The 22,910-nt window shown below is 50.1% G+C and carries 19 protein-coding genes; 9 read left to right on the plus strand and 10 right to left on the minus strand.

The window, feature by feature from the left end:
* Window positions 1–19 precede the first annotated feature (19 nt).
* Window positions 20–1,474: a serine/threonine protein kinase gene (locus ABC831_RS01220; RefSeq protein WP_343246472.1), complete on the minus strand. Its 1,455-nt coding sequence runs from the start codon at window positions 1,472–1,474 to the stop codon at window positions 20–22.
* Between the two features lie 275 nt (window positions 1,475–1,749).
* Between ABC831_RS01220 and ABC831_RS01225 the strand changes: the two genes are divergently transcribed.
* Window positions 1,750–2,484, plus strand: coding sequence for an adaptor protein MecA (locus ABC831_RS01225; protein ID WP_343246473.1), 735 nt, complete (start codon window positions 1,750–1,752; stop codon window positions 2,482–2,484).
* A 75-nt stretch (window positions 2,485–2,559) separates the two neighbouring features.
* Here the strand turns inward: ABC831_RS01225 and ABC831_RS01230 are convergent, their stop codons facing one another.
* The 4 genes from ABC831_RS01230 to ABC831_RS01245 all read right to left on the minus strand — a co-directional run bounded on the left by ABC831_RS01230 (window position 2,560) and on the right by ABC831_RS01245 (window position 7,401).
* Window positions 2,560–4,215 (minus strand): glycoside hydrolase family 66 protein, encoded by a 1,656-nt coding sequence (locus ABC831_RS01230; protein ID WP_343246474.1) that lies wholly within the window; start codon window positions 4,213–4,215, stop codon window positions 2,560–2,562.
* Window positions 4,216–4,218: 3 nt separating this feature from the next.
* Window positions 4,219–5,061: a carbohydrate ABC transporter permease gene (locus tag ABC831_RS01235; RefSeq protein WP_343246475.1), complete on the minus strand. Its 843-nt coding sequence runs from the start codon at window positions 5,059–5,061 to the stop codon at window positions 4,219–4,221.
* Between the two features lie 6 nt (window positions 5,062–5,067).
* Complete coding sequence (locus ABC831_RS01240) at window positions 5,068–5,931, minus strand: carbohydrate ABC transporter permease (RefSeq protein ID WP_343246476.1); 864 nt, start codon at window positions 5,929–5,931, stop codon at window positions 5,068–5,070.
* A gap of 105 nt (window positions 5,932–6,036) precedes the next feature.
* Window positions 6,037–7,401 carry an ABC transporter substrate-binding protein gene (locus tag ABC831_RS01245; RefSeq protein WP_343246477.1) on the minus strand — a complete coding sequence of 455 codons (1,365 nt, stop codon included), beginning with the start codon at window positions 7,399–7,401 and terminating at the stop codon, window positions 6,037–6,039.
* Between the two features lie 285 nt (window positions 7,402–7,686).
* Here ABC831_RS01245 and ABC831_RS01250 point away from each other — a divergent pair, with 285 nt between their 5' ends.
* Window positions 7,687–9,543, plus strand: a complete 1,857-nt coding sequence (locus ABC831_RS01250; RefSeq protein ID WP_343246478.1) for a cache domain-containing sensor histidine kinase — start codon at window positions 7,687–7,689, stop codon at window positions 9,541–9,543.
* On the plus strand, window positions 9,531–10,283 hold the full coding sequence (locus ABC831_RS01255) for a response regulator transcription factor (RefSeq protein WP_343246479.1): 753 nt from the start codon (window positions 9,531–9,533) through the stop codon (window positions 10,281–10,283). Before ABC831_RS01250 ends, ABC831_RS01255 begins: the two co-directional genes overlap by 13 nt.
* 120 nt (window positions 10,284–10,403) lie before the next feature.
* On the opposite strand, the gene ABC831_RS01260 is transcribed toward ABC831_RS01255, so the two are convergent.
* Window positions 10,404–10,607 (minus strand): DUF1858 domain-containing protein, encoded by a 204-nt coding sequence (locus ABC831_RS01260; RefSeq protein WP_343246480.1) that lies wholly within the window; start codon window positions 10,605–10,607, stop codon window positions 10,404–10,406.
* A 177-nt stretch (window positions 10,608–10,784) separates the two neighbouring features.
* Window positions 10,785–12,080: a glycoside hydrolase family 2 TIM barrel-domain containing protein gene (locus ABC831_RS01265; protein WP_343246481.1), complete on the minus strand. Its 1,296-nt coding sequence runs from the start codon at window positions 12,078–12,080 to the stop codon at window positions 10,785–10,787.
* 170 nt (window positions 12,081–12,250) lie between these two features.
* Between ABC831_RS01265 and pflB the strand changes: the two genes are divergently transcribed.
* The 4 genes from pflB (at window position 12,251) to ABC831_RS01285 (ending at window position 15,885) form a co-directional block, all read left to right on the plus strand.
* Window positions 12,251–14,368 carry a formate C-acetyltransferase gene (gene pflB / locus ABC831_RS01270; RefSeq protein ID WP_343246585.1) on the plus strand — a complete coding sequence of 706 codons (2,118 nt, stop codon included), beginning with the start codon at window positions 12,251–12,253 and terminating at the stop codon, window positions 14,366–14,368.
* An 80-nt stretch (window positions 14,369–14,448) separates the two neighbouring features.
* Complete coding sequence (grcA3, locus tag ABC831_RS01275; RefSeq protein WP_343246482.1) at window positions 14,449–14,694, plus strand: autonomous glycyl radical cofactor GrcA3; 246 nt, start codon at window positions 14,449–14,451, stop codon at window positions 14,692–14,694.
* A 29-nt stretch (window positions 14,695–14,723) separates the two neighbouring features.
* A complete protein-coding gene (gene pflA / locus ABC831_RS01280; RefSeq protein WP_343246483.1) occupies window positions 14,724–15,476 on the plus strand; it encodes a pyruvate formate-lyase-activating protein in 753 nt (250 codons plus the stop codon).
* 238 nt (window positions 15,477–15,714) lie between these two features.
* A complete protein-coding gene (locus ABC831_RS01285; protein WP_158350711.1) occupies window positions 15,715–15,885 on the plus strand; it encodes a DUF362 domain-containing protein in 171 nt (56 codons plus the stop codon).
* A gap of 108 nt (window positions 15,886–15,993) precedes the next feature.
* On the opposite strand, the gene ABC831_RS01290 is transcribed toward ABC831_RS01285, so the two are convergent.
* Window positions 15,994–18,063 carry a hypothetical protein gene (locus ABC831_RS01290; RefSeq protein WP_343246484.1) on the minus strand — a complete coding sequence of 690 codons (2,070 nt, stop codon included), beginning with the start codon at window positions 18,061–18,063 and terminating at the stop codon, window positions 15,994–15,996.
* Between the two features lie 336 nt (window positions 18,064–18,399).
* Here ABC831_RS01290 and ABC831_RS01295 point away from each other — a divergent pair, with 336 nt between their 5' ends.
* Window positions 18,400–19,068 carry a response regulator transcription factor gene (locus tag ABC831_RS01295; protein ID WP_343246485.1) on the plus strand — a complete coding sequence of 223 codons (669 nt, stop codon included), beginning with the start codon at window positions 18,400–18,402 and terminating at the stop codon, window positions 19,066–19,068.
* A 3-nt stretch (window positions 19,069–19,071) separates the two neighbouring features.
* Entirely contained in the window at window positions 19,072–21,027 is a 1,956-nt protein-coding gene (locus ABC831_RS01300; protein WP_343246486.1) for a sensor histidine kinase, read from the plus strand.
* Window positions 21,028–21,046: 19 nt separating this feature from the next.
* Here ABC831_RS01300 and ABC831_RS01305 read toward each other — a convergent pair whose 3' ends face one another.
* Together ABC831_RS01305 and ABC831_RS01310 are read right to left on the minus strand one after the other, a co-directional pair.
* Window positions 21,047–21,769: a LytR/AlgR family response regulator transcription factor gene (locus ABC831_RS01305; RefSeq protein ID WP_343246487.1), complete on the minus strand. Its 723-nt coding sequence runs from the start codon at window positions 21,767–21,769 to the stop codon at window positions 21,047–21,049.
* A gap of 178 nt (window positions 21,770–21,947) precedes the next feature.
* Entirely contained in the window at window positions 21,948–22,700 is a 753-nt protein-coding gene (locus ABC831_RS01310) for a helix-turn-helix domain-containing protein (protein WP_343246488.1), read from the minus strand.
* Between the last annotated feature and the right edge of the window lie 210 nt (window positions 22,701–22,910).

The following is a 22,910-nucleotide window of genomic DNA, read 5'->3' on the forward strand; positions in this document are numbered from 1 at the left end:
AGGTTTCATCCTTTCTTCTTCAGGACAGCAGCTCCCGCACAAACTTCCGGCTTTCCTCATTTAAGACAAAGGGATTTGGCGCAAACGGGACAGGCCGCATCCGGATTTTCGTCAAATGCGCGATTTCCTTTATTTCCCGGCTGCCTGCGAACTGCGCCGTATACAGAACGGAAGCGTTTCCCTTTTCATTTACCCTGTCTTCCAGAAAGCCAAGATACGCTTCCCTTTTCCAGGCGCACAGACTGCCTGTAACGATCTGCCTGTCACACCGCTTGAATTCATCCCGGTTCGCCTCATAGTCGCATCCAAAATCGATAATCACCATCTCGTAGGACTCGTTGAGTAAATCGGTCAATTCTCTGTGTGTGGCATTCCTGCAGCATGTAAATCCGAATACGGGAAATACTTTCCGCTGACCGGCTTTTTCCGTCTGGCCCTGACAGGCGCGCTGCAGCATTGTGTAGTCCGGATTTTCATCCCTCTGAACCAGCAGGGTTCTTTTATGCCGGACTCCCGATAAATATCCCGCTGCCATAAGCGCCAGATGAGTCGTGCCGGTTCCTGAGCGGCATCCCAGGATTCCGATTACCGTAGCTTTATACTCTATCTGAAGCAGCTTACGATCACCGCTCCTGGTAAGAATGGACAGGGTGCTGTTTAATCCGGATATCAGAGAAGATATTCCGCCATTTTTATTCGATTGCCTTTCATACTTTGATGCGTTTTTTAGTGCTCTTTTCAACTCAGCCACTGAGTCATAACGCCCGCCAGGGTCGTGATTCAGACAGGTTTTTATGACAGCCTGAAGCTTTTTTGATACAGGAATCCCCTCTGTCTCCTTTGACAGATTTTTCTCATAGGTTCTTCCGGAAGCCATATAAAATAAAATTGCTCCGATCGCGTAAAGATCCGTCTTTTCATCGGGCAGCTCTCCTTCATACTGTTCCGGTGCAGCGAACCCCGGAGTTCCCAGAGAATAGCTCTCGCAGTCTGACTTTTGACAGACCGCGCCGAAATCGATGAGTTTGAGCCGGCCATCGTTAACCAGCAGATGGGACGGCTTCAAATCCAGGTATAAAACGGGCTCCGGACGCATATGATGTAAGTACATGATAATTTCGCAGAGTTGAATTCCATAATCAATAATTGTAGATTCTGGTATGTATTGCTGATGCAGCATGATAGTCTGAACAGACTCACCCTCGATATATTCCTCTATTATATAGAGGTTTTCCCCTTCTTCTTCCAGATCGTAGATCAGGGGTATCCCCGGGTGCTTGAGATTTTTCAGAAGCATAGCTTCTTTTAGAAACTGACGGTACATAACGTGTTTTCTGCTGATGCACTTCACTGCACGCAGCGCCTGCAAACCGGTATGTTCTGCCAGAAATACGGTGCCGCTGTAACCTCTCCCCAGAACTGCGAGAACGCGGTAACGGCCTGCGATAATCTTATCCTCCTGTAATAGAACCACTCCTTTCCTTTTTCAATGACATAATATCTTCTCTATAGAATAGTATAGGGAAAAAGAGGAACATTTTCAAGGAAATTGTAAAATTTTATACTTTTTTACAAAATGTTTATAAAATTGAAAGATTTGTTCTATTGACTTCATATACTATATTGGATATACTTTTTACTACCAAATTATACTTATGGTAATCGCTTTACTTATCGGGCATTTTTGTTTATACTATAGGTAGGTAGTCCGACAGTTTCTAATCTCATTTTAGAATAGGAAGTGATTTTATGAAGATAGAAAAAGTCAGTGAAAACCAGATCCGTTGTACCTTAACCAGAGAAGATTTAGCAGATCGTCAAATAAAATTGAGTGAACTGGCTTACGGAACAGAAAAGGCAAAGTCCTTGTTCCGGGATCTTATGCAGCAGGCCTCCTATGAATTTGGTTTTGAAGCGGAGGATATTCCTCTGATGATAGAAGCAGTCCCTCTCTCAGCGGACTGCATAGTATTAATCGTAACGAAGGTAGAGGACCCGGAAGAGCTGGATACCAGATTTTCCAAATTTGCTCCTCTGCTTCGGGATGAAAGTGAAAGTACGCTGGATTGGGGCAGTGCCATCCGGGAAGGAGCCGACGAGATCCTGGATCTTTTCAAGAAATACCGGGAAGACCGTCAGAAAAAAGAATCACAGACCGGCAGCAACAGGGATACTACCGAGAGTACGCCGAATGTGACGAAGCTCTACCGGTTCCGGCAGCTGGATAATTTGATTGACGCGGCTCACGTGCTGAATCATTTTTATAACGGATATAATACTTTATATAAGAATCCGGATAGCGGAGAATATCTTTTAACATTAAGCCAATCCTCCCACACGCCGGTTGCGTTCAATAAAGTATGTAATATATTATCCGAGTACGGCCGAAGCGACAAATTTACAACCGCCGGCGAAGCTTACTTCAAGGAGCATTACGAGGTTATGATTTCTGACCAGGCATTGCAGAACCTGGCTCTGGTATAAAACGTATCTAGAAAACCCGCCTTTTGGGCGGGTTTTTTTTAACGTATAAAATTCATTGCCAGCGTCGGGCTGCGCTCATTGCGTATTTTCCTGTTGAATATATATTAGGCTCCAGAATTCGACCAGCGGAAGCGTAAACCGTACCGCCCACCCCCGCTGCGTCCGTATGGTATGATAGGGTACCCCGGTCATACCGGACACTCCATCTGGAGAAGCGATCCAGACACCCAGGGCCTGCGTATCAACCTGAACCTGGAAGGTTACATTTTCCTGGGGAACCGGAGTCTCCTTCCCCTCGTTCCAGCGGTTATCACAGCCGCATAGGTTGACAATGCTGATCATCTTTCGCTGTCTGCCCTCACGGAGTGTAAGCCATAATCTGCCGGCCTGCCCGTCCGGACTCCACGGATGGCTCTCACAGCAGTATTCCGTATTGTCCCAGCCGATGTGGGTAAAACTCACATCCTTCAGATTGGTATCAAAAAAAAGCTCCTCGTAGCGGACGATAAAATCGGCGTACCGCCGTATTATATCCGCCTGCTCCTCCGACAGGTGGGAATGGTCCACATAGTATCCTTGGGTAAGCACTCCATTCTTTTCGCCAAGCAGCAGGTTTGAGGCTCCGCAGGAGGCCGTACCGGCTAAGAGCAGTCTCGCGGCGTTCAGCGCGCGGAAGGGGGCGTCCGTCCGAAAAGGCGCCAGATAGGCCGCCAGCACCACCGGCTTTTGGCCGCCGCAGGCCCGCTGCGCATCCAGAATGATCTGGCGGAGGTGGCCATAAGTAGTATATGGTTCCCACACTTCGATATATACCGCATCTTGCCGCGCTTTGGCCACAGGAGCCACAGGCCAGTTTCCCACATTATTAAAAATCAAATGACTTTCTGTACCCAAAGCGTCTAACGCTTTCCCTGCATCCCCGATCAGACCGGCGTAGTGTTCATCCATGCGCAGCAGCCGACCGTCCCGGGTAAAAGCTGTTTTGGGAAATCCGTATGTATCCATATGAATACCGTCAAATCCCACCTCCCTTACCGCTTTCACATATTCCGATATAATATGATCATGCCAGGGACAGCTTTGTTCCACATTCATGAGGTAGAAGGTATCGATGAAAACCAGAGGATCTCCCGCGCCGGTATAAAGTCCCTGTTCCGGATGGGCTTCATAATAAGCACGGGAAGCCGCGTACACCGCGCCGTACCCCAGCGAGCGCATCCCATAGCGCCTGCATGCCTCTATTTTCGCCCGCACAGCTCTTTGGTCCACCTCACGGCCCATCATATCGGTGTAGACTTCCCGCTCTGCTGTCAGGTCGTCGTGCCGGTATGACCAGTCATAATACTGCACAAAGTTAATATGATAGCGGCGCAGAACGTCCACATCTTCTGTGTCGTCTTCGCCAGGTCCAAAGTCACTCAGGAAACCATAGCGCACCACACGGCCGGGATCCCGGGTCACGTCGAAGGCTGTCACCAGGCGAATCTCATCCCGGGGAGGCGCAAGAGGAAGCGTAAGGGTAAGCTCTGCCCCATACCCGGCAAAAGTATCCTCATAACTGCCGGCGTCTATCGGATTCTCTTCACAGACTTCTACCGTCCGCTCTTCTATAAGTCGGAAAAGATGATAAATGCGCAGCGTTCCCCTGCACTCCGGAACGCCGGCGCAGCAGAGGCGCACGTCCTCTCCCGGCCTGTATTGCGCCTTTTCCGGATAAAAGTCGTATCTCATAGGCTATCCTTTCAAAGCCCCGTCCGTCAGTCCCTTCATCAGCTGGCGCTGGAACACCAGAAAGACCACGATCACGGGGATAATGGCGATGACCGCGGTAGCAGCCATCAGATTCCAATGCGCGCCGGCAAACTGCTGGAAGTAGACCGAGAGGGCCTGGGGTATATTATGTTTTCTGCTGTCCTGCAGGAAGAAGACAGCCTGGGCATAATTGTTCCAGATACCGAAGCCGTTTAAGATTACCACGGCGGCGACGCAGGGCTTCAGCAGCGGAAACGTCACCCGCCGGTATGCGCCGAACCAAGAGCAGCCGTCGATGATCGCCGCCTCCTCCACCTCCCTGGGCAGCGCCTTAATAAAACCCGTGAAGATAAATACGGTGGAGGGCAGCGCCAATGTGGCGCACACCAGGATCATCCCCCACAGCGTGTCGACGGCGTGAAGGCGGATCATCAGGGTATAGAGAGGCACGGTGTTGATAATACCGGGGATCATCATACAGCTTAACAGGGTCCAGAATACAAAGCGGTTAAACCGGCTGCGGAACCGGGCGATGGCATAGGCCGCGGATGAGCCGAAGAGCAGGACCAGGAGCAGCGCACCTCCCGTGATAACGGCAGAATTTATAATCGCTCTGCCAATATGGGATTTGTTCCAGCCGTCGATAAAGTTCCGGAAGAAAAAGTCCGGCACGAACATATTTCCCTCATAGAACACCCGCTGCGGGGAATTGAGTGCCAGGACCAGCAGGATATAAAAAGGGATCAGGCACAGCAGGCAGATCAGGACAATGGCCAGTATACGCGCCGTCTTTCCGGCGCGCCGGGCAAGGATATGTGTTTTCATTTGCCGTCACTCCTTTTCTTTGGTCAGGTACATGGAGACCAGCACCGGCACCAGGATAATCAAAAACATGATGATCGCCACCGCAGTCGAGTATCCGGTCTTACTTCCATAGCACATACGCATGATATAGATGCTGAGGCTCTCGGTACTGTAACCCGGTCCTCCGTCTGTCAGCGCCATGATAACATCAAAGACCGAGAGGGAACCGATGATATTGGTTACCACATTAATACGGATCGAGGGTATGAGCAGCGGCAAAGTGATATAGCGGAAACGCTGCGGGCCGCCGGCACCGTCTATCTTAGCTGCCTCGTACAGATCATCGGGAATGCTCTGCAGACCGGCGGTGTAGATAACCATAGTCATGCCCGCGAACTGCCATACATTTACCAGGATCAGCACCAGCATCTCGATTCCGTACCGGTCCATCCAGTTACCCAAAAGCGCGCTTTGGCCAATGAGATCCAGCGCGTGGAACAAAAAGCCGCGTCCCGGCTGAAGGAGCAGATACCAGATATAACCCATGATCAGCGGACTGATGACGGCAGGCAGGTAGATGAGAGTCCGCGCTATGCCCTTGCCCCGGAAGCGGCCGTTCATTAGCAGCGCATATCCCAGACCCACGAGGTTGAGAAGCGGCGCGCTGCCCAGGGCGAACAGCAGGGTTGTCTTAATGTCATTCAGAGCGCGGTCATCCTTAAAAAAGTCAAAAAAGTTGCGAAGTCCGATAAAGTTCGCCTGTGAAATGCCGTCCCAGTCCGTCAGGCTCATCCCGATCCCCTGCAGCAGCGGCCAGATAAAAAATATACCAAACAACAGAAATGCAGGCACGGCCATGAAGGTGTGCAGACCGACCCGTTTTGTTTTCATTGTATACTCGCCTCCGATTTCCCGGATATTAAAGTTTGGGACATGTCCATTTCGGTTTGGGACATGTCCGTTCCGGTTTGGACATGTCCCAAATTAATCCGCCTTTTATTTCATGCCGTCATCCCAGGCCTTTTCGTATGCCTGTGCGAAGGTCTCGGGCGTGTACTTGCCGCTCAGCAGATCCTGTACCATACGTCCGGCGTCGTCACCGGAGAATCCGGCGGGCTTCTCGTTGGTATAACCAATATTCACGGCGCTGTTCAGGGCGTCCTTCACCTGGGACACGATTCCCGCGGGGGCCCATTCCGCGTCCACGTCGGTAAATGCGCTGGGGGCCTTCAGGGCCTCTGCATATTTTTTCTGGTTCTCAGGCTGGAACAGGAAGTTCAGGAATTCGATGCTCTCCTCCTTGTAAGGAGTCGTGGCGGAAATGGAATATCCGGAATCCTCTGCGCTTAAGACAACGGGTTTGCTGTCCGGCATAAAAGCGGGATAAGGGGCAAATCCGATCTTGTCGGCCATGTCGGGATTGGCCTCCAGAAGGCTGGACAGCACCCACATACCGTTGCTGAACATGGCGGCCTTGCCGGTCACAAAGTCCTGCACGCAGTTGTCACTGGTGGCTGTGAGCACGTCGGCATTGATCAGCCCCTTGTCCTTAAGCTCCGCCAGATCCTTTGCAAATACGGCCATGGGGCCGTCCGCCGCCCCGAAGTTCAGCTTCGCCTTGTCGTCTGCAAGGAATGCCTTCTTGGCTTCCACAGCACCCAGGGTCTGCTTGATGTAACCGTGGGGCAGGAATTCGATCAGATGGCCCAGGTGCCAGGCTTCTTTTCCAAAGATGAACCAGGGAGTGACGCCTGGCTTCTTATCCTTGATCGTCTGTAGATTCGTGACCAATTCCTCCCAGGTGTCCGCATTCTTAAGTCCCAATTCCTGGAAAATATCCTTATTGTAAAAGAGACCGGCCATAGTCATATTCGTGCAGATCCGGTACTGTTTGCCGCTCTTTACGTCGGTACACATCTCTTTCATGCTGGGGGACATCCGGTCCCACCATTGGCTTTCCGATGAGAGGTCCAGATATTTCCCCTCGTCCACAAAGCCCTGCTCATAGGTAGTCATGATATCGGGCACCTGGCCGGACGCGAATTTGATCTTAATAATATTACTGGCGTCTTTTTGATACTCCTGCTCCACAGTGATCCGGTCCTGGGATGCATTGAAGTCATTGATAATGTCATTCATCACGTCGATGGTCTCAATTTTACCTGTAAAGAGCTTCAGGTTCACATGCTCCGGCTTCGCCTGGGCGGAATCGCCGGCGGACGGAGCCGTCGTATCCGCAGGAGCAGGCGCGGAAGCGTCCGGGGCCGGCGTGGCAGCAGCTTCACCGGGCGCCGAGCCGCAGCCGCTGAGAAGTCCGGCCAGCATGGTCATACATAGTGTCATGGAAATCAGTTTTTTCATTTACACATCTTCCTCCTTTTCAATAACCGGCTTGCATCGTTCTGCCGGTTCCTCTGTTTTTAGAGTAACACGATCCCCTCATATAGAAAACTCCCGTTTTTTTAGATAAAAGTTCGTGTTTTTTGGATTTGAAGTTGTGAGGATTGCACAATTTTAGATGGTAAGTTATAATAACTTCATAATTTTTTACTAACGGCACTTACGGGTGATGTATGAAAAATAGGCGGCGAAGCTTTTTCAAGCGCTGCCAATTTTTGCCGGGGATGTGAGGGGGAGGATCTGCAGATGAGACACATGAAGGTATACCGCGACTGGAGTTTGAAAAGCAAGCTGCTCATTATGATCTCATCCCTGCTGACAGCGGCCGTGCTGGTGGTGGTCACGCTGAACTACGTGCGCTATTCCAGCTATCTGACGAACCAGACGGTGGGGCAGACACAGCAGATTATCGAACAGATCGGCATTAACGTCGACTCGTATATGGACGAATTATTCCGTCTCTCCATGTCTCCCTACTATGATGACAGTGTCATGCGGGAGCTGGAGACCAATGCGGACACAGAAGAAAAGCAGCTGGACAAGCGCCGCCGTATCGAGGAATTTCTGGGTTCGGTTATGATCCTGCCCCGAAAAGAGATCCTGCGGGTCTACATCCTGACGGACAAGGACATCTATTCCAATGAGAAGACCCCCTACAGCACAATGGATCTGCAGGACTATTCCCAGACAGATTGGTACCGGCAGTCAAAGGCCACCCAGGAGCCTATTTTTCTTCCGGTGCATATGGAGCGGGTGTTCGGCGAAAAGGGAACTCTGATCTTCTCTATCGTGCGGGGGCTGCGCAGCAAGGAAGACAACAACCGCGTACTGGGCGTGATCAAGGTGGATGCCAGCTATGACGGCATCAAAAGCATCTGCGACAAAGTGCGGCTCAGCCCCGGAAGCTCCCTGCTGATTCTGGATGACGATCTGAATATGATCTATCAGAATAATCAAAAAAGTCCGATCAGCGATTTTTCGCTTAACCAAACGTTTCTTTCCGAGATTTTGGATACCCGGGGCGGCAGCATCCGCCATATCGAGGGACAGCGGTATGTGGTAAATACGTGCCGTCTCTTAAGCACAGGCTGGACGGTAGCCTTTGTCAATTCCTTTGAGGCGCTGAATCAGTATTCCGTCCAGACGCGCAATGCCTCCTTTTTTGCGGCGGTCGTCTGTGTGCTGTTATCCGTAGGCGTACTCGCACTTTTTGTGCGGGGCTTCCTGCAGCCTGTATCCCGGATCGTGAAGGGTATGAAAGCTGTGGAGGGCGGTGATCTTACTGTGCGGGTGCCTGTAGAGGGCCACGACGAGACCGGCTATCTGAGTGAAAGCTTCAATAACATGACCGTACAGGTAGCCGAAACACTGAATCGGAATACCCAGCTTGTCAAAGAGATCTACGAAGCACGCTATCTTCAAAAGGAAGCCCAGTATAACGCGCTCTGCGGACAGATCAAGCCGCATTTCCTCTATAATACTCTGAATACGATCAGCCTTCTGATCAAATGCCGGGAAAATGATAAAGCGGTCGAAGACATCGAAAGCCTGTCTGTTTTTCTGCGCGGCGTGATGCATGTGGATAAGGAAATCCTGCTGTCCCAGGAACTGGATCTCGCTGTGGCATATCTGAGCCTTCAAACAAGCCGGTACGGGGAGAAATTATCCTACCAAATCGATGTACCGGAAGATCTGCTCACCTACCGGCTTCCGGCCCTCAGTGTGGAACCGCTGGTGGAGAATGCTGTGGTCCACGGCTGCGAAAAAAAGCGCGGCAGCTCACAGATTACCATCAGTACCTCCAGGGATGGGCAGAAGCTGTACCTCTATGTATGGGACAGCGGAGCGGGTATCGCTCCGGAAAAACTGGCCGAATTAAATCAATGTCTGAGTGAGGAATCTCTTTTGGACAGCCGCACAGAAGAAGATATATTTACCGAGAGCATTGGGCTTCTGAATGTAAACAAACGGATTAAACTGTTATTCGGCCTTGACTATGGCGTACAGATATTTTCAGAACAGGGCAAAGGCACGCAGGCCGTGCTTTCCCTGCCTCTGCCTTCTATGATGCAGGAAGGAGATGACCCGTCATGTATTCTGTAATGATCGTGGACGATGAACCGCTGATGCGCAAATATCTGCGCGAGAACTTGTCCCGTATCGCCCCCATGTGGGAGGTGCGGGGGGAAGCCGAGGACGGCGTGCAGGCGGTGGAGCTCTTAAAAACGCAGGCCTTCCATCTGATTCTTACCGACATCAAAATGCCGGAAATGGATGGCCTGGAGCTCGCGAATTATGTTTTCCATACTTCACCCGCTACAAAGGTGATCATCATTTCCGGCTTTGACGAATTTGAATACGCAAGACGCGCCCTGCGCTGCGGTGTACTGGATTATCTTCTGAAGCCGCTGAATGATAAGGCAATAGCGGAAATCTTACAGAAAGCGGCAGGAAACATCGAAGCAGCCTCCCTGGTCCTGCCGGGAGAAGAGCGGTCCTGCCCTCCGGATTCCGGCAGCCTGCCGGAGCGTGCCTGCGCGTACATTTGCGCCCACTACAGCGAGCCCATCAGCCTTGCACTGGTAGCCGACTTGTTGGAAGTAACCCCCAGCTACTTAAGCGACTTGTTCCACAAAAGCGTGGGTGAGTCCTACTCAAAGTATGTTTTGCGCATCCGAATGGAAGCGGCTACCCGGATGCTCTGCGCAAACCCCAGCGGGAAAATTTATGAAATTGCGAAAAAAACAGGCTTTATCAGCCCGAAACATTTTCACTATGTGTTTAAAAAGTTTTATGGAATGACGCCTAATGAATATCTGCAAAATCATCTCCATAGTAAATAAGTTTTCCAGAACCATCAGAAAGATCAAGGTGATTTTTGATCACAAAAAAGAGTTTCCCTGCGGAAACTCTTGCTTTGTGATCACCTATAGCCAAAACCTCGAGAAACTCTGCGGCCCCGATTACTTACCTGCCAGATATTCGTTAATCTGGTTCACCAGCTCGTCCGCATCCATACCATGCACGAATGCCGCTTCTTCCAGGCTCTCTCCCTGTGCGGACGGACAGCCGATGCAATGCATTCCGGCCCGCATAAGAATGGGAATAATATTGGTGTCAATCCCGATAATATCGGAAATAATCATGTCCTTCGTAACTTGTGCCATTTTCGTTTCCTCCTTATAGTATTCAGTTTTCTCATTATAATACTTTCATGAATATTCGTAAAGTATATTTTATACGAAATCGGGCTTATATTCCTGTAAATGGATATATTTACAGAGAGGCATATAACACCCGGTAAAGGAGTGGTAAACGGACAGGTGCACATTGCGTCTAAGCCTTTATCCAGTTATGGTCTCCCCCGAAGTGATCCGCCGTATCTGCTCCAGGTCCACTTTGGCAGCTCTGTCATAGGTAAGGAGCCCGTTGATCTCCTGTTCGATATCGGTTAGCTGCGTATAGCAAAAGCCTTGTATGTGGGGAGACTTAAGGATTGGTTCTATCACATTGCGGTATCGCTCCAGAAAATCCCGGGCTGATCCGGCGGTCGAATATCCCCAGCCTTTTGCGCCTTCCACCGCATAGGAAATGCCGCCGAATTCACTGACTATAATCGGCTCCCCGTGATAGCCGCTTCCCTCCGTATACAGAGGACGACCGGCCGGCTGAGCGTTGATGATCTGTTCCAGGGAAGCATATCTCTCTTTTAACACCTCTTCCCGGGACTCGTAGTCATGGATCGTCAGAAGATCACTGTCCACATGTTCCCAGCCGTCGTTGTCACTGACCGGGCGGCTTAAGTCCAGCGCTTTCGTGAATGCGGCCAGGGCTCTGCAAAATTCCTGCTGCTCGGGCCGGTTAGCGATCTCCAGCACGCCCCAGGATTCATTCAAAGGAGTCCAGGCCACGATACTGGGATGATTATAATCCCTGAGAACGATCCGGGACCACTCCTGCAGCATGTCCTGCGCCAGACGCCGGGAATATACATAGCCGGAGGCGTTTTCCCCCCACACCAGCAGTCCCATCCGGTCCGCATGATACAAAAAGCGGGGATCCTCAGCTTTCTGATGTTTTCGTACACCATTGAACCCCATCTGTTTTATCAGAGTAATATCTTTTATATAGTCCTCATCGGACGGGGCGCTCATCAAGCCTTCGGGCCAATAGCCCTGATCCAGTATCAGCCGCTGGTAATAGGGGCGGTTGTTCAGCAGAAATTTTCCCGAGGCGATGGAAACTTTCCGCATCCCGAAGTAGGATTTCACCGTGTCAACCGTCTCCTGCCTCTGTTTCAGCCGGTATTCCACATCAAAAAGTCTGGGGTGCTCGGGCGTCCAGGCGAAATCTTCTGTCACATTCCAGCCGCCCAGCGCCGCCTCATCCAGCTGCAGGCAGAAGGTCCCTTTTTTCCCTACGGGCGAAATCAACATCTTTCCGGCGGTTTTCCCCTGAAAAGTGATTTCTGTTTCCAGTGTGCAGTCCTGCCACTGGTTCAGCTCATAATCGAAACGGACTGCTTTTTCGTCAAAAAGGGGAGTGTTACTTGAGAATTTAACTTTATAACCGAAAGATGCCAGTCCCCTCTCTTTATTCCAGATTATGGAATTTTGTATACTGTATTCAAAAAAGTACACGGCAAACTATTGACCTGGGACAGTTATTTCCCTTATAATGTGGGCACAATAAGACACTAAGAATCAGATTTGTTTTATTGATCTGGCTGTTTACTAACAGATTCCGATGAAATCATTGGGTTCTAATGGCATTACGTCAGGAACAGGAGGAAAAATATATGAGTCACAGAATGGAAACGCAGTGGCAGGGTTTTCACCCGGGAGCATGGGTTCGTGAAGTAGATGTCCGGGATTTTATTTTAAAAAATTATACTCCCTATGAAGGGGATGAGGAATTCCTGGCCGGACCGACCGAGGCGACCGCACAGCTGTGGGATCAGGTTATGGAATTAAGCAAGCAGGAGCGGGAAGCCGGAGGAGTCCTGGATATGGATACCAGGATCATTTCAACTATCACCTCCCACGGTCCGGGATACCTGAACCAGGACAAGGAGAAGATCGTCGGCTTTCAGACAGATAAGCCGTTCAAGCGTTCCCTGCAGCCTTATGGCGGAATCCGTATGGCGCAGAAAGCTTGTAAAGATAACGGGTATGAAGTGGACCCGGAGATCGTGGACTTCTTTGCCACACACCGCAAGACACATAACGCAGGCGTGTTTGACGCCTATACACCGGAGATGCGCGCCGCCAGATCGAATCATATCATTACCGGCCTGCCCGACGCTTACGGCCGCGGCCGGATTATCGGCGACTACCGCCGGGTAGCCCTCTATGGCGTAGACAAGCTGATCCAGGATAAAGAAGCGCAGAAGGACAGCACCCGTACGATTATGTATTCGGACGTGATCCGGGAGCGGGAAGAACTCTCAGAGCAGATCCGGGCACTGCAGGATCTGAAGAAACTGGGCCAGATCTATGGTCTTGATATCTCCAAACCTGCGGCTAATGTTCAGGAAGCGATCCAATGGCTGTATTTCGGTTATCTGGCCGCTGTCAAAGAGCAGAACGGGGCTGCTATGAGTCTTGGCCGTACCTCTACTTTCCTGGATATCTATGCACACAGGGACCTGGAGAACGGTACTTTTACAGAGGAAGAGATTCAGGAATTCGTAGATCATTTTATTATGAAGCTGCGCCTGGTGAAGTTTGCCAGAACCCCTGAGTATAATTCTCTGTTTTCCGGAGACCCGACCTGGGTCACCGAGTCCATCGCCGGCGTCGGAATCGACGGCCGCCACATGGTAACCAAAATGTCTTATCGTTACCTGCACACGCTGGATAACCTGGGCACTGCCCCGGAACCCAACCTGACCGTTCTGTGGTCCGTGAAGCTGCCTCAGACTTTCAAGCGATACTGCGCGAAGATGTCGATTAAGTCCTCTTCCATTCAGTATGAAAATGATGACCTGATGCGGGTCACCCACGGAGATGATTACGCTATCGCCTGCTGTGTGTCATCTATGCGTGTCGGTAAGGAGATGCAGTTCTTCGGCGCCAGAGCGAACCTGGCCAAATGCCTGCTCTACGCCATCAACGGCGGTGTGGATGAGATTTCCAAGAAGCAGGTGGGACCGAAGTTCAGACCGGTCACCTCGGAATATCTGGACTATGACGAAGTGATGGAGCGCTATCATGATATGATGAAATGGCTGGCCCGTCTGTATGTGAATACCCTGAATGTCATCCACTATATGCATGATAAATACTGCTATGAAAAGATCCAGATGGCATTGCATGATAAATACGTAAAACGTTATTTTGCCACCGGTATCGCCGGGCTTTCCGTCGTAGCTGACTCTCTGTCCGCGATCAAATATGCGAAGGTAAAAGCCATCCGGGATGAGAACGGGATCGTCGTGGACTATAAAGTGGAAGGCGATTTCCCCAAATATGGCAATAACGATGACCGCGTGGATGAAATCGCAAGGGATATCGTCCACACCTTTATGCAGATGATCCGCGGGAATCATACCTACCGCGGCGGCGTACCCACCATGTCCATTCTGACGATCACCTCCAACGTGGTCTATGGAAAGAATACCGGTTCTACACCGGACGGGCGGGTGCAGGGGCAGCCTTTCGCCCCCGGGGCCAATCCCATGCACGGCCGGGATTCCCACGGAGCGGTCTCTTCCCTTGCCTCGGTGGCAAAACTGCCGTTTAAAGATGCGCAGGACGGTATCTCGAATACCTTCTCCATCATCCCGGGGGCCCTCGGCAAAGACGATCTGATCCTCTCCGGCGATCTCTCCATCGATCTGGAATCCGGCTGTGACTGCGGTCCCGATATGTCCTGCGGTATTCCGAACCTGATGGAAGGAATCGACGACAACGAAGCCGGTAATTAACCGTCTGAAAGCCAGGCGGTCCCGGTTAGAGGTGCAAAATAGTAATTGTTAACCACAGAATTCAGAAGGAGGAAACTCATATGACTAATCCAAGCCAGGCGCAAATCGACAATCTCGTAAATATGTTGGACGGCTATGTAGAACAGGGCGGCCATCACTTAAACGTCAATGTATTCTCGAAGGATACTCTGCTGGACGCCCAGCAGCATCCGGAAAAATATCCGCAGCTGACCATCCGCGTATCCGGTTACGCGGTCAACTTCACAAAACTGACTAAGGAACAGCAGGACGACGTGATCTCCAGGACTTTCCACGAGGGCATGTAAGAGCCGGAAGAGGACAGAGGCGAAAAACTATGACTGGTAAAATCCATTCGATCGAAAGCTTCGGCACCGTAGACGGTCCCGGCATCCGCATGGTCATCTTTTTCCAGGGATGCCCGATGCGCTGCCTGTATTGTCACAATCCTGACACCTGGAATCCGGACGGCGGCCGGGAGATGACGGTGGATGAGATTCTCTGTGAATACGGAAGAAACAAAGCCTTTTACCGAAACGGCGGGCTCACCGCCACCGGCGGCGAGCCGCTTATCCAGATTGATTTTCTCACGGAACTGTTTCGGGAAGCACACCGGCAGGGTATCCATACGTGCCTGGATACCTCCGGCATCACTTTTCACCGTGATTCGAAGGCATTGATGGAAAAATTCGACCTTCTGGTCCGCTATACCGATCTGGTCATGCTGGATATCAAGCATATCGATCAGGAGGCTCACCGGGCACTGACAGGACAGCCGAATGATCCGGCCCTTGCCTTCGCCCGCTATCTGGGTGAGCGCAAGATCCCTCTTTGGATCCGCCATGTGGTCGTTCCCGGATTAACGGATGATCCACAGGCGCTGAAGCGGCTCGGCGCATTCATCGGCACCCTTCCAACGCTTAAGGCCCTGGATGTTCTGCCTTATCACTCCATGGGGGCCGCCAAGTATGAGGCGCTGGGACTTGATTATCCGCTGAAACATCTGCAGGATATGCCTAAGGAGCAAGCGAAGGCCTTAAGGTCCTATATCCTTGAGGGAATCCGTTCTGTTCGGGGCCGGAACCGTTAACTGATCCGCGGCTTCGCAAACCATGTTATTTTCTTATTCCCGGAAGCTTTATAACGGTTCTGCCTCCGGATTTGGAACTTAAGTTTACACCCGGTCCGCCGGTTCTTCTCCCAGTATTGTCCTAAATAAAATGCACATAATTTACTTGTATAATTGATATGAATGTATTAGAATAATTCTAAGCATATCGCGAGGATAAGCTAATTTAAGAAAAGTTTATAGAAGGAGGATACGCATTATGGCACATGTAATTAACGATAGCTGCATCAGCTGCGGAACCTGCGAGGGCGAATGTCCGGTTGGTGCTATCAGCGAAGGAGATGGCAAATTCGTTATTGATGCAGATACCTGCATTGATTGCGGTGCTTGTGAAGGCGCTTGCCCGACCGGCGCTATCTCAGCTGAATAATAACGAATTACTAAAGAGTCTGTTGTAACCCGTTTTATATCGGGCTGCAGCAGACTCTTTTTCTTTTTCCGAAATTGCCAGTGTTCCATCCGGCCGGAAACCATAGTATCATGAATCTAAATTTTGATCCGTTGGGACGTCGGGTCCTTTTCTCATTAATTTTAACCCCAGGTAAACTACCGCCGCCGTTATCAACACGCAGCACAGAATCACCACTGTCACTTTCCACGGGGAAATCCCCGGCTTGGACTGGTCTTTATCACGTCCAGCCTGGCTGGCTTCCTCTTCCGGTTTCTGAGACGGTTTTACCTCCGGCTCCGTATCCGCCCCTTTTTCTTCCTGTCCGGCAGGCTTCGTTATTTCTGCCGTTCCCCCTTGTTCCGGCGGAAAAGATTCCTGAATGCCTGCCTGTTTGCTGGACGTTCTGATCTTCTTCTGGGCGCTGACTGTTGCTGTGTCTGCTGACTGATCTGCCTCGTTCCCCTGGGAATGATTCTGGCTGTTTTGCTGATCCCCTTGTGTGTCCTGGTTCTGCGACGGGGTATTCTCCTGCCCGGCAGGTGCCGATGGCTCCGGCGTCGGCTGCACCTGGCCGTTGTCCGGAGTATCCGGTTTATCTGAGATGTCCGGTACGTCCGGAACCGCCGGGATATCCTCCGGCTTACCGCCTTCTCCGCCGCCGTTGTCCGGGTCCCGGTCCGGAGGATTGACTCCTGCTCCGCCCCGATCCCCTTCACTCGATCCGGACCAGACCGGAGGGATCGTCTGGGTACTGGTAAGATCCAGCAGCCACATATCACCCAGCTCCTCATAACTGCTCCCGGGCCCCGTCAGGAACCTGACATAAAGCTCATCCTTCTCACATGGGATTTCCATATAAAAACTTAACAGGCCCAGCTCCGTAGGCACGCTACCGTTCAGCAGATCACTGCCCGAATGGGAGAGGCGGTACAGACTCCAGTCTTCCTTATCGAGACTGTATTCCATTTCAAGCGTGTCCGCCCCATAGGGATAAGGCATTAGGAAAAGTATCCCATATATCCCGCTGTCCTTGTCATAAACCTGATATGATACCGGAAACATACCCTTTTCCTCATTTTTACTTATCACTGCCATCCGGGGCGTGATATTTTCCGGATTGAGTACTGTGTATGGAAGATCCTGCAGCAAATAAGTACCCGTAATCTGTGTTACACCAAAGGCATCCGTATCCGCCTGAGAGACCTCCCAGCGGACCGGCAGGTCCACGTCAATGAGTTCCTTCGTTCCCTTAAGCTCTATCAGGGTCAGGACCGAATCCGGCAGCATTTCCTGTGTAAGTTCGGTTCCCACCTGTACGGTCACAGGCTTTGGATTGCCGTTATTTATTATCTGATAGACTGTCATAGCCCCTTCCACCGGAGGCGTCAGGCTGCTGTTTATAATCGTCATCTGATCCAGCTGGCTGTATACGCTCATCGCATTTCCGCCCTCACCAGCAGTGGCTTCTACAGTACAGTTGCTGACCGATACCTCTCTGTTCCCATAGATTCCATAGGCATCATCAGTACTGGAGACAGCGATATCACAGTCCGAAAGGGAGATGTCCCCCATAAAACTATATGCTCCGCGAATCTGCCCCGTTCCCGAACTACGGATGTACAGCCCGGATAGTTCCGCAGTCTCTCCCCCGGAATAGTACACTCCTGTACAGCTTTCACCTGTTGCTTCTATTTGAAATTCCCCTTTTTGGGGATCTGTACGGATCTCTCCGGATAACATAATTCCAGCTCCGCTGGATACTGAGATTTTACCGTTATATAAAGCTACAGTTTCCCCGCTGTTCACTACCAGGGCGATACCGCCGGTCTCTGTGATCAGAAGATTCTCATTATCCAGTACCAACGGACTGGCTGCAACGATGGCATAAGGTCCGCACTCGATATTGATATGTCCGGTACCATCCAGGAGGATTGGCTGCTCCCCGGTGCCGAGGGTCAGCTGCAGATCTCCCGACAGCACATACCGGGCATCCTCGTTTTTATGCTCCTCATACCATTTCAGGAATTCTTGTTCGTCTTCTCTGGCAGGCGGCCATATAAACGCGAAGCAGTTACTGGTGTTGATCAATACCACCGCCAAAACAATAACGATGCCCGCCCATATATGTACTCTTTTGCTACGTGCTTTACTCCGCATCTGTATAGCTCCTCCTAAATTATGTCACCTTCATTTTCATAGTATAGGTTCAACCTGTTACAGTCAAATTGTTTTTCTATATATCTACATATTTTGTACGAAATCTACAATATTTAACAATATTTAACAACAAATAACAACAGATAATTATTTAGATTGCAGTTTTATTCCGTTATAATTAAAATTAGTTTTACTGAATATCTCTCAGATTCTCTCAGAGGAACAGAGGAACAGGCAGACAAATGGCAGATAAAGAGATAATGGGTAGATACAACATCCAAAACATCTGGACAATTACACCTGTACTGCTTAAACTATAATATAAGGCGGGGAACTATGGAACGGTTATTATTTGTGGATGACGATGCGGATTTACTGGATATGAATAAGATCTATTTTGAGAAAATCGGATATTTGGTGGATATCGCATTGGGCGCGGAAGATGCACTCCGTTTTCTGTCCGAACATCATTATAATTGTATTGTACTGGATATTCGAATGGATGATGTAAATGGTCTGGATCTCTGCAGGCTTATTCGGCAAAAATACCGGGTGCCGATCATATTTCTGACCAGTCTGACGGAAGAGGAGATCATGATCGAAGGATTCGAATGCGGCGGCGATGATTATCTGCTGAAGCCCTATCGCATGAAGGAGCTGGAGATGAGGGTACGAGCCAGGATCCGGAATAACAATCCACCGGCCCCGGCAAAGTCTTTGGACTGCGCCCTGCAGCTCAATCCGGAGGAAAAGCAGGCATACATAGGCGGCAAGTCACTAAATCTTACCGTGAATGAATATGAAATATTACAGTTTCTCGCGCAGCACAAGGGTACACCGTACCGCCAGGAGGCGATCTATCAGGCCTTGTGGGGAGAAGATTATTATAACACCCACAGTATACAAATCCTGGTTATGCGGATACGCAGAAAAATCCAGGCGCTTTCCCCCGATAAGGAATATATCAAGACGCAGTGGGGAAAGGGCTACATCTACACGGAGTGATCTATGACTAAGGAAGCAGAACACAATATACGGATTTCCATACTGATCCTGGCCTTTTCCTTTTTATTGGCTGGGATCTTATTTTGGGTTACTTATCACTATGATAATAAGTATACTTTAAGCAGCAAAGAGCTCTATCCTTTAACCGATCAATGGGAGTACTATCCCGATCACCTGTACGGACCGGATGATTTTGTGACCGGCGCCGTATCTGAACCGGAATTGATCTATATCGGGCAATTCGGAAATTTCTCACAGGACAGCAACGGCGGCTCACCTTTTGGAACCGCCACCTACCGCAAGTGTCTCACACTGGCACATCAGCCCCAGGGATGGCTTCTCGAACTTCCTGAGGTTTTTTCGGCCTGCAGCATATACATAAACGGGGAAAAGGTACAGGATATCGGCAATGTAGATCCGGATCACTATAAGTACGGGGTCCGCAATACCTTGTTGAGCCTGCCTGACGGGCACGTAGAACTGATTATACAGACCTCGAATTTCTCCCATTACTACAGCGGTGTCACCTATCCGCCTTTGCTTGGCAGCAGCGATGATCTATTGAAGAACCTGACGGTCCGTTTTATATTCTATGCGCTGTTGTGTTTCTTCCCGCTGGGCGGCGCGGCCGCTTCGATCGCTGTCTGGGCCCACCGCCAGAAGGAACCGCTTTATCTGACCTACGGCCTGCTCTGCCTTTTCTTTTCCATCCATACCCTTTATCCTTTTATCCACTGGAGCGGGATCAGTCTGGGGGAATTGGCCTATGTCATCGAGGATTCCTCTTATTTTGCCATGCTTTCCTGTATGACTTTGCTGACTTATTGGCTTACCCGCAGGGTACTGCCGCGAAGGCTGCATATCGTTTTCTATCTGTTTTCGGTCGTGCTGTGCATCTTGCCCCCTGTTTCCATGTACATTCTGTTTCCTCTGTTCCCCCATACCATAGCATGGTATGGTACATTCATCAGCCTGGCAAAGCTGATTATGTGTATCTACCTGATGGCTGCCGCCCTTTATGGCGCGCTGAGACGAAGTTTTTCCATCTGGCTTCTCTCCGGCAACGCGGTTTTCGGCTTTGGCATTCTGTTGGATTATGTCACTGGAGGACAGTTTGAGCCCATCCGCTTTGGCTGGCAGAATGAGTATTGCGGTTTTATTATGGTCATGCTGTTTACCGGTCTGATCATCCGGTACAACCGTAAAATTATTTCGGAAAATCAGCGTCTGACCGAGCATCTGCAGGAAGAAGTCTCGCTTAAGACCGCATCCTTAACCAGTATGTTAAACGAACGGAAGAAATTCCTGTCCGCCGTGGCCCACGATCTGAAGGGGCCGGCTGCCGTTATTCAGACCTATATTGATTTTATCCGGGAAAGCGGAGTCGATATGGATGAGGAAATGGAACGGTATCTGACGGTGATCGATAACAAATCCGCCCAGCTGCGGGATAATATTCAGACGCTGCAGATCTTTAACGCCCAGGACCGGATACAGGAAACGTCCGAGCGTTTAAGCTGCCCCGATTTTTTCAGATTCGTCTACAAGGAGACGCGCGCATACACGGATGCCAATGGAATTTATTATGACCTGTCCCTCCCGGATCAGGATGCCTCTTTGTATTGCCAGCGGAACCGGCTCTTCCGGGTATTTGAAAACATTATCCTGAACGCGGTGGAGCACACGCCTCTGGGCGGCAGGATCACCATCGGCATCAACTATTTACCGGAAACACTGGAAGTATCGGTCACGGATACCGGCGAAGGAATTTTGCCCGTTCATATGGATCATATCTTTGACTATCAGTTTAGTACAAAGAATCATCAGGGAGTACGGGGGCTGGGGCTCTACTTTGTTAAAACCACAGTGGAGGAACTGGGCGGCTCCATAACGGCCGAATCAGATCCGGGTATTTTTACACGCTTTACCATTACCCTGCCGCTTCTTTCACAGGGATAGCATGTGGCCGGTATCCCGCTTACTTCTGATTAATCAGGTATTGATAGTAACTATCCCGGATCTGGCGTACCTGCCCTCTGCGGATGGGGATCGATATGCCGTTGCTCAGCAGGAACTTTGTATTTACCTCTTTTACGTGTTCCATGTTAATCAGAAAGCTCTGCTGGCAGCGCAGAAACCTGGAATCCCTCAATACCTGTTCCACATGATTCAGCTTATCGTAGATCTGATACACGGCACCGTCGAACTGATGAATCATCACAATACGGTTCTGGCTTTCGAGGTATAAAATATCATGATACGGAATCCGGCAGCGCTCCTTTTTCGTCTTAATCTCGAAACTCTTATCCGCCTGCGGAAATTCCCTGCGGATCAGCCTGTACATCAGCGATTCCGCTTTTGGCCGTTCCAGCGGCAGCAGCAGATAACCGGACGCGAATACTTCCTGGCTTTTTAACGCGAATTTTCTGCTGTCTGAAAAAAAGACCATACATTGGTCGTCATCCAGTGCCCGGAGTTTTTCGGCAGCCTGGACTTTTTCAGGCCTGTCGGCATGAAAACCCAGAAAAATAATCTGATACTCTTCTTTTTCATACTGCTCCAGGAAATTATTAACTTCCTGATATTCCCTGATCGCAAAGTGCATACGATTCTTACTCAATAAGTCCGTCAGGAAGTCATACATTTCTCTTCTGCTGTTCTCCCACTCATCACAGATCGCAATTCTTAACATGATGCTCATGTCACCCTCTCTATTCTCTGTCCCTTCAATTATAAAATAGATTCTGCGATGATGGCGGAAAATACAAAACGTTGTTATTTGTTGTTAAAGTGCAGAAAGGGACATGTCCAATCCGGTTTGGGACATGTACATTCTGAATGTACATGTCCCAAACCGATTTGGACATGTCCCCATTTACCTAAATCAGTTCACTGCGCAGTGCTCTTTTTTTGCGCTTGGCCATCTTCATGCGGTGCCTTCTCTGCTTTTTCTCCTCAGATTTGGCAGCGGCCACTTCCCGCCGGGATCTCTGCACGTTCCGGATCGATTCGTCCAGCTTTTTGAAGCGTTCTTCTTCCCGGTCTTCCTTCATGCGCAGCAGATAATCCATCTCTTTAATTACGTTATCGCTGACCTGGGTGCTGACTTCTTTCCCCAGCTCCTTGTTGTTTTCTCTCAGGACCTCGGTGATCATATTGCCCAGAATCATTCGGAACTGGTTCATCTTCTGACCCTTGTCCATGTTTTTCACAGCAGATGACTGCTCAACCACCACGATCTCCTTTTCCACCGGCTCCGGCTCTTTTTTCCCTTCCGCTTTTGGCGCGGAGGCGGCCACTTCTTTCATCGCCGTTTCTTTCAGTGTCTGCTCCATCACCTGGCGGTTCAGCTCTTCCTTCAGGATGATCAGGCTGTCCATATTTTTTCCGCCGTTGGAGATTAATTCCGGTATCAGCATTTTAATCGCCTTCAGCTGGAACCCCTGATTTTTCAGTTCCTTTATATTCTTAAACAATTGAATGTCTTTATCCGTATAGTATCGATGACCCATTTCATTTCTGGCGATGGTGATTTCCAGCTCTTCTTCCCAGTACCGAAGAACATGAGCTTCTACCGACACCTTTTTGGCCGCGTCAGAAATCATGTAGCGTGTACCTCGTTCATTACTCATACTTGTCCCTCCAGGATTGTAAAAATTTTACAATTTTTTCTCTTTCCAATTATAACATACCCGCTATTTGACGCAATAAAATTCGCTCGACATAATTTTCCTGGAAAACCCGCTGAATTCGTCGTTTTTTCACAGGTCCTGAAGCACCCGCCGCCGCACCGGCGGGGCCTTACGTCTTCCGGGAACCGCCCGCCGCCTTAGTCCCCGGCA

This window comes from Diplocloster hominis (assembly GCF_032380655.1).
GTDB classification, from domain to species: domain Bacteria; phylum Bacillota; class Clostridia; order Lachnospirales; family Lachnospiraceae; genus Diplocloster; species Diplocloster hominis.

Bases quoted from the DNA above. Each gene is read 5' to 3' on its own strand.
- ABC831_RS01225 (WP_343246473.1), top strand. From the start codon at position 1,750: ATGAAGATAGAAAAAGTCAGTGAAAACCAGATCCGTTGTACCTTAACC.
- ABC831_RS01230 (WP_343246474.1), bottom strand. From the start codon at position 4,215: ATGAGATACGACTTTTATCCGGAAAAGGCGCAATACAGGCCGGGAGAG.
- ABC831_RS01235 (WP_343246475.1), bottom strand. From the start codon at position 5,061: ATGAAAACACATATCCTTGCCCGGCGCGCCGGAAAGACGGCGCGTATA.
- ABC831_RS01240 (WP_343246476.1), bottom strand. From the start codon at position 5,931: ATGAAAACAAAACGGGTCGGTCTGCACACCTTCATGGCCGTGCCTGCA.
- ABC831_RS01245 (WP_343246477.1), bottom strand. From the start codon at position 7,401: ATGAAAAAACTGATTTCCATGACACTATGTATGACCATGCTGGCCGGA.
- ABC831_RS01250 (WP_343246478.1), top strand. From the start codon at position 7,687: ATGAGACACATGAAGGTATACCGCGACTGGAGTTTGAAAAGCAAGCTG.
- ABC831_RS01255 (WP_343246479.1), top strand. From the start codon at position 9,531: ATGTATTCTGTAATGATCGTGGACGATGAACCGCTGATGCGCAAATAT.
- ABC831_RS01260 (WP_343246480.1), bottom strand. From the start codon at position 10,607: ATGGCACAAGTTACGAAGGACATGATTATTTCCGATATTATCGGGATT.
- pflB (WP_343246585.1), top strand. From the start codon at position 12,251: ATGGAAACGCAGTGGCAGGGTTTTCACCCGGGAGCATGGGTTCGTGAA.
- grcA3 (WP_343246482.1), top strand. From the start codon at position 14,449: ATGACTAATCCAAGCCAGGCGCAAATCGACAATCTCGTAAATATGTTG.
- pflA (WP_343246483.1), top strand. From the start codon at position 14,724: ATGACTGGTAAAATCCATTCGATCGAAAGCTTCGGCACCGTAGACGGT.
- ABC831_RS01285 (WP_158350711.1), top strand. From the start codon at position 15,715: ATGGCACATGTAATTAACGATAGCTGCATCAGCTGCGGAACCTGCGAG.
- ABC831_RS01290 (WP_343246484.1), bottom strand. From the start codon at position 18,063: ATGCGGAGTAAAGCACGTAGCAAAAGAGTACATATATGGGCGGGCATC.
- ABC831_RS01295 (WP_343246485.1), top strand. From the start codon at position 18,400: ATGGAACGGTTATTATTTGTGGATGACGATGCGGATTTACTGGATATG.
- ABC831_RS01300 (WP_343246486.1), top strand. From the start codon at position 19,072: ATGACTAAGGAAGCAGAACACAATATACGGATTTCCATACTGATCCTG.
- ABC831_RS01305 (WP_343246487.1), bottom strand. From the start codon at position 21,769: ATGAGCATCATGTTAAGAATTGCGATCTGTGATGAGTGGGAGAACAGC.
- ABC831_RS01310 (WP_343246488.1), bottom strand. From the start codon at position 22,700: ATGAGTAATGAACGAGGTACACGCTACATGATTTCTGACGCGGCCAAA.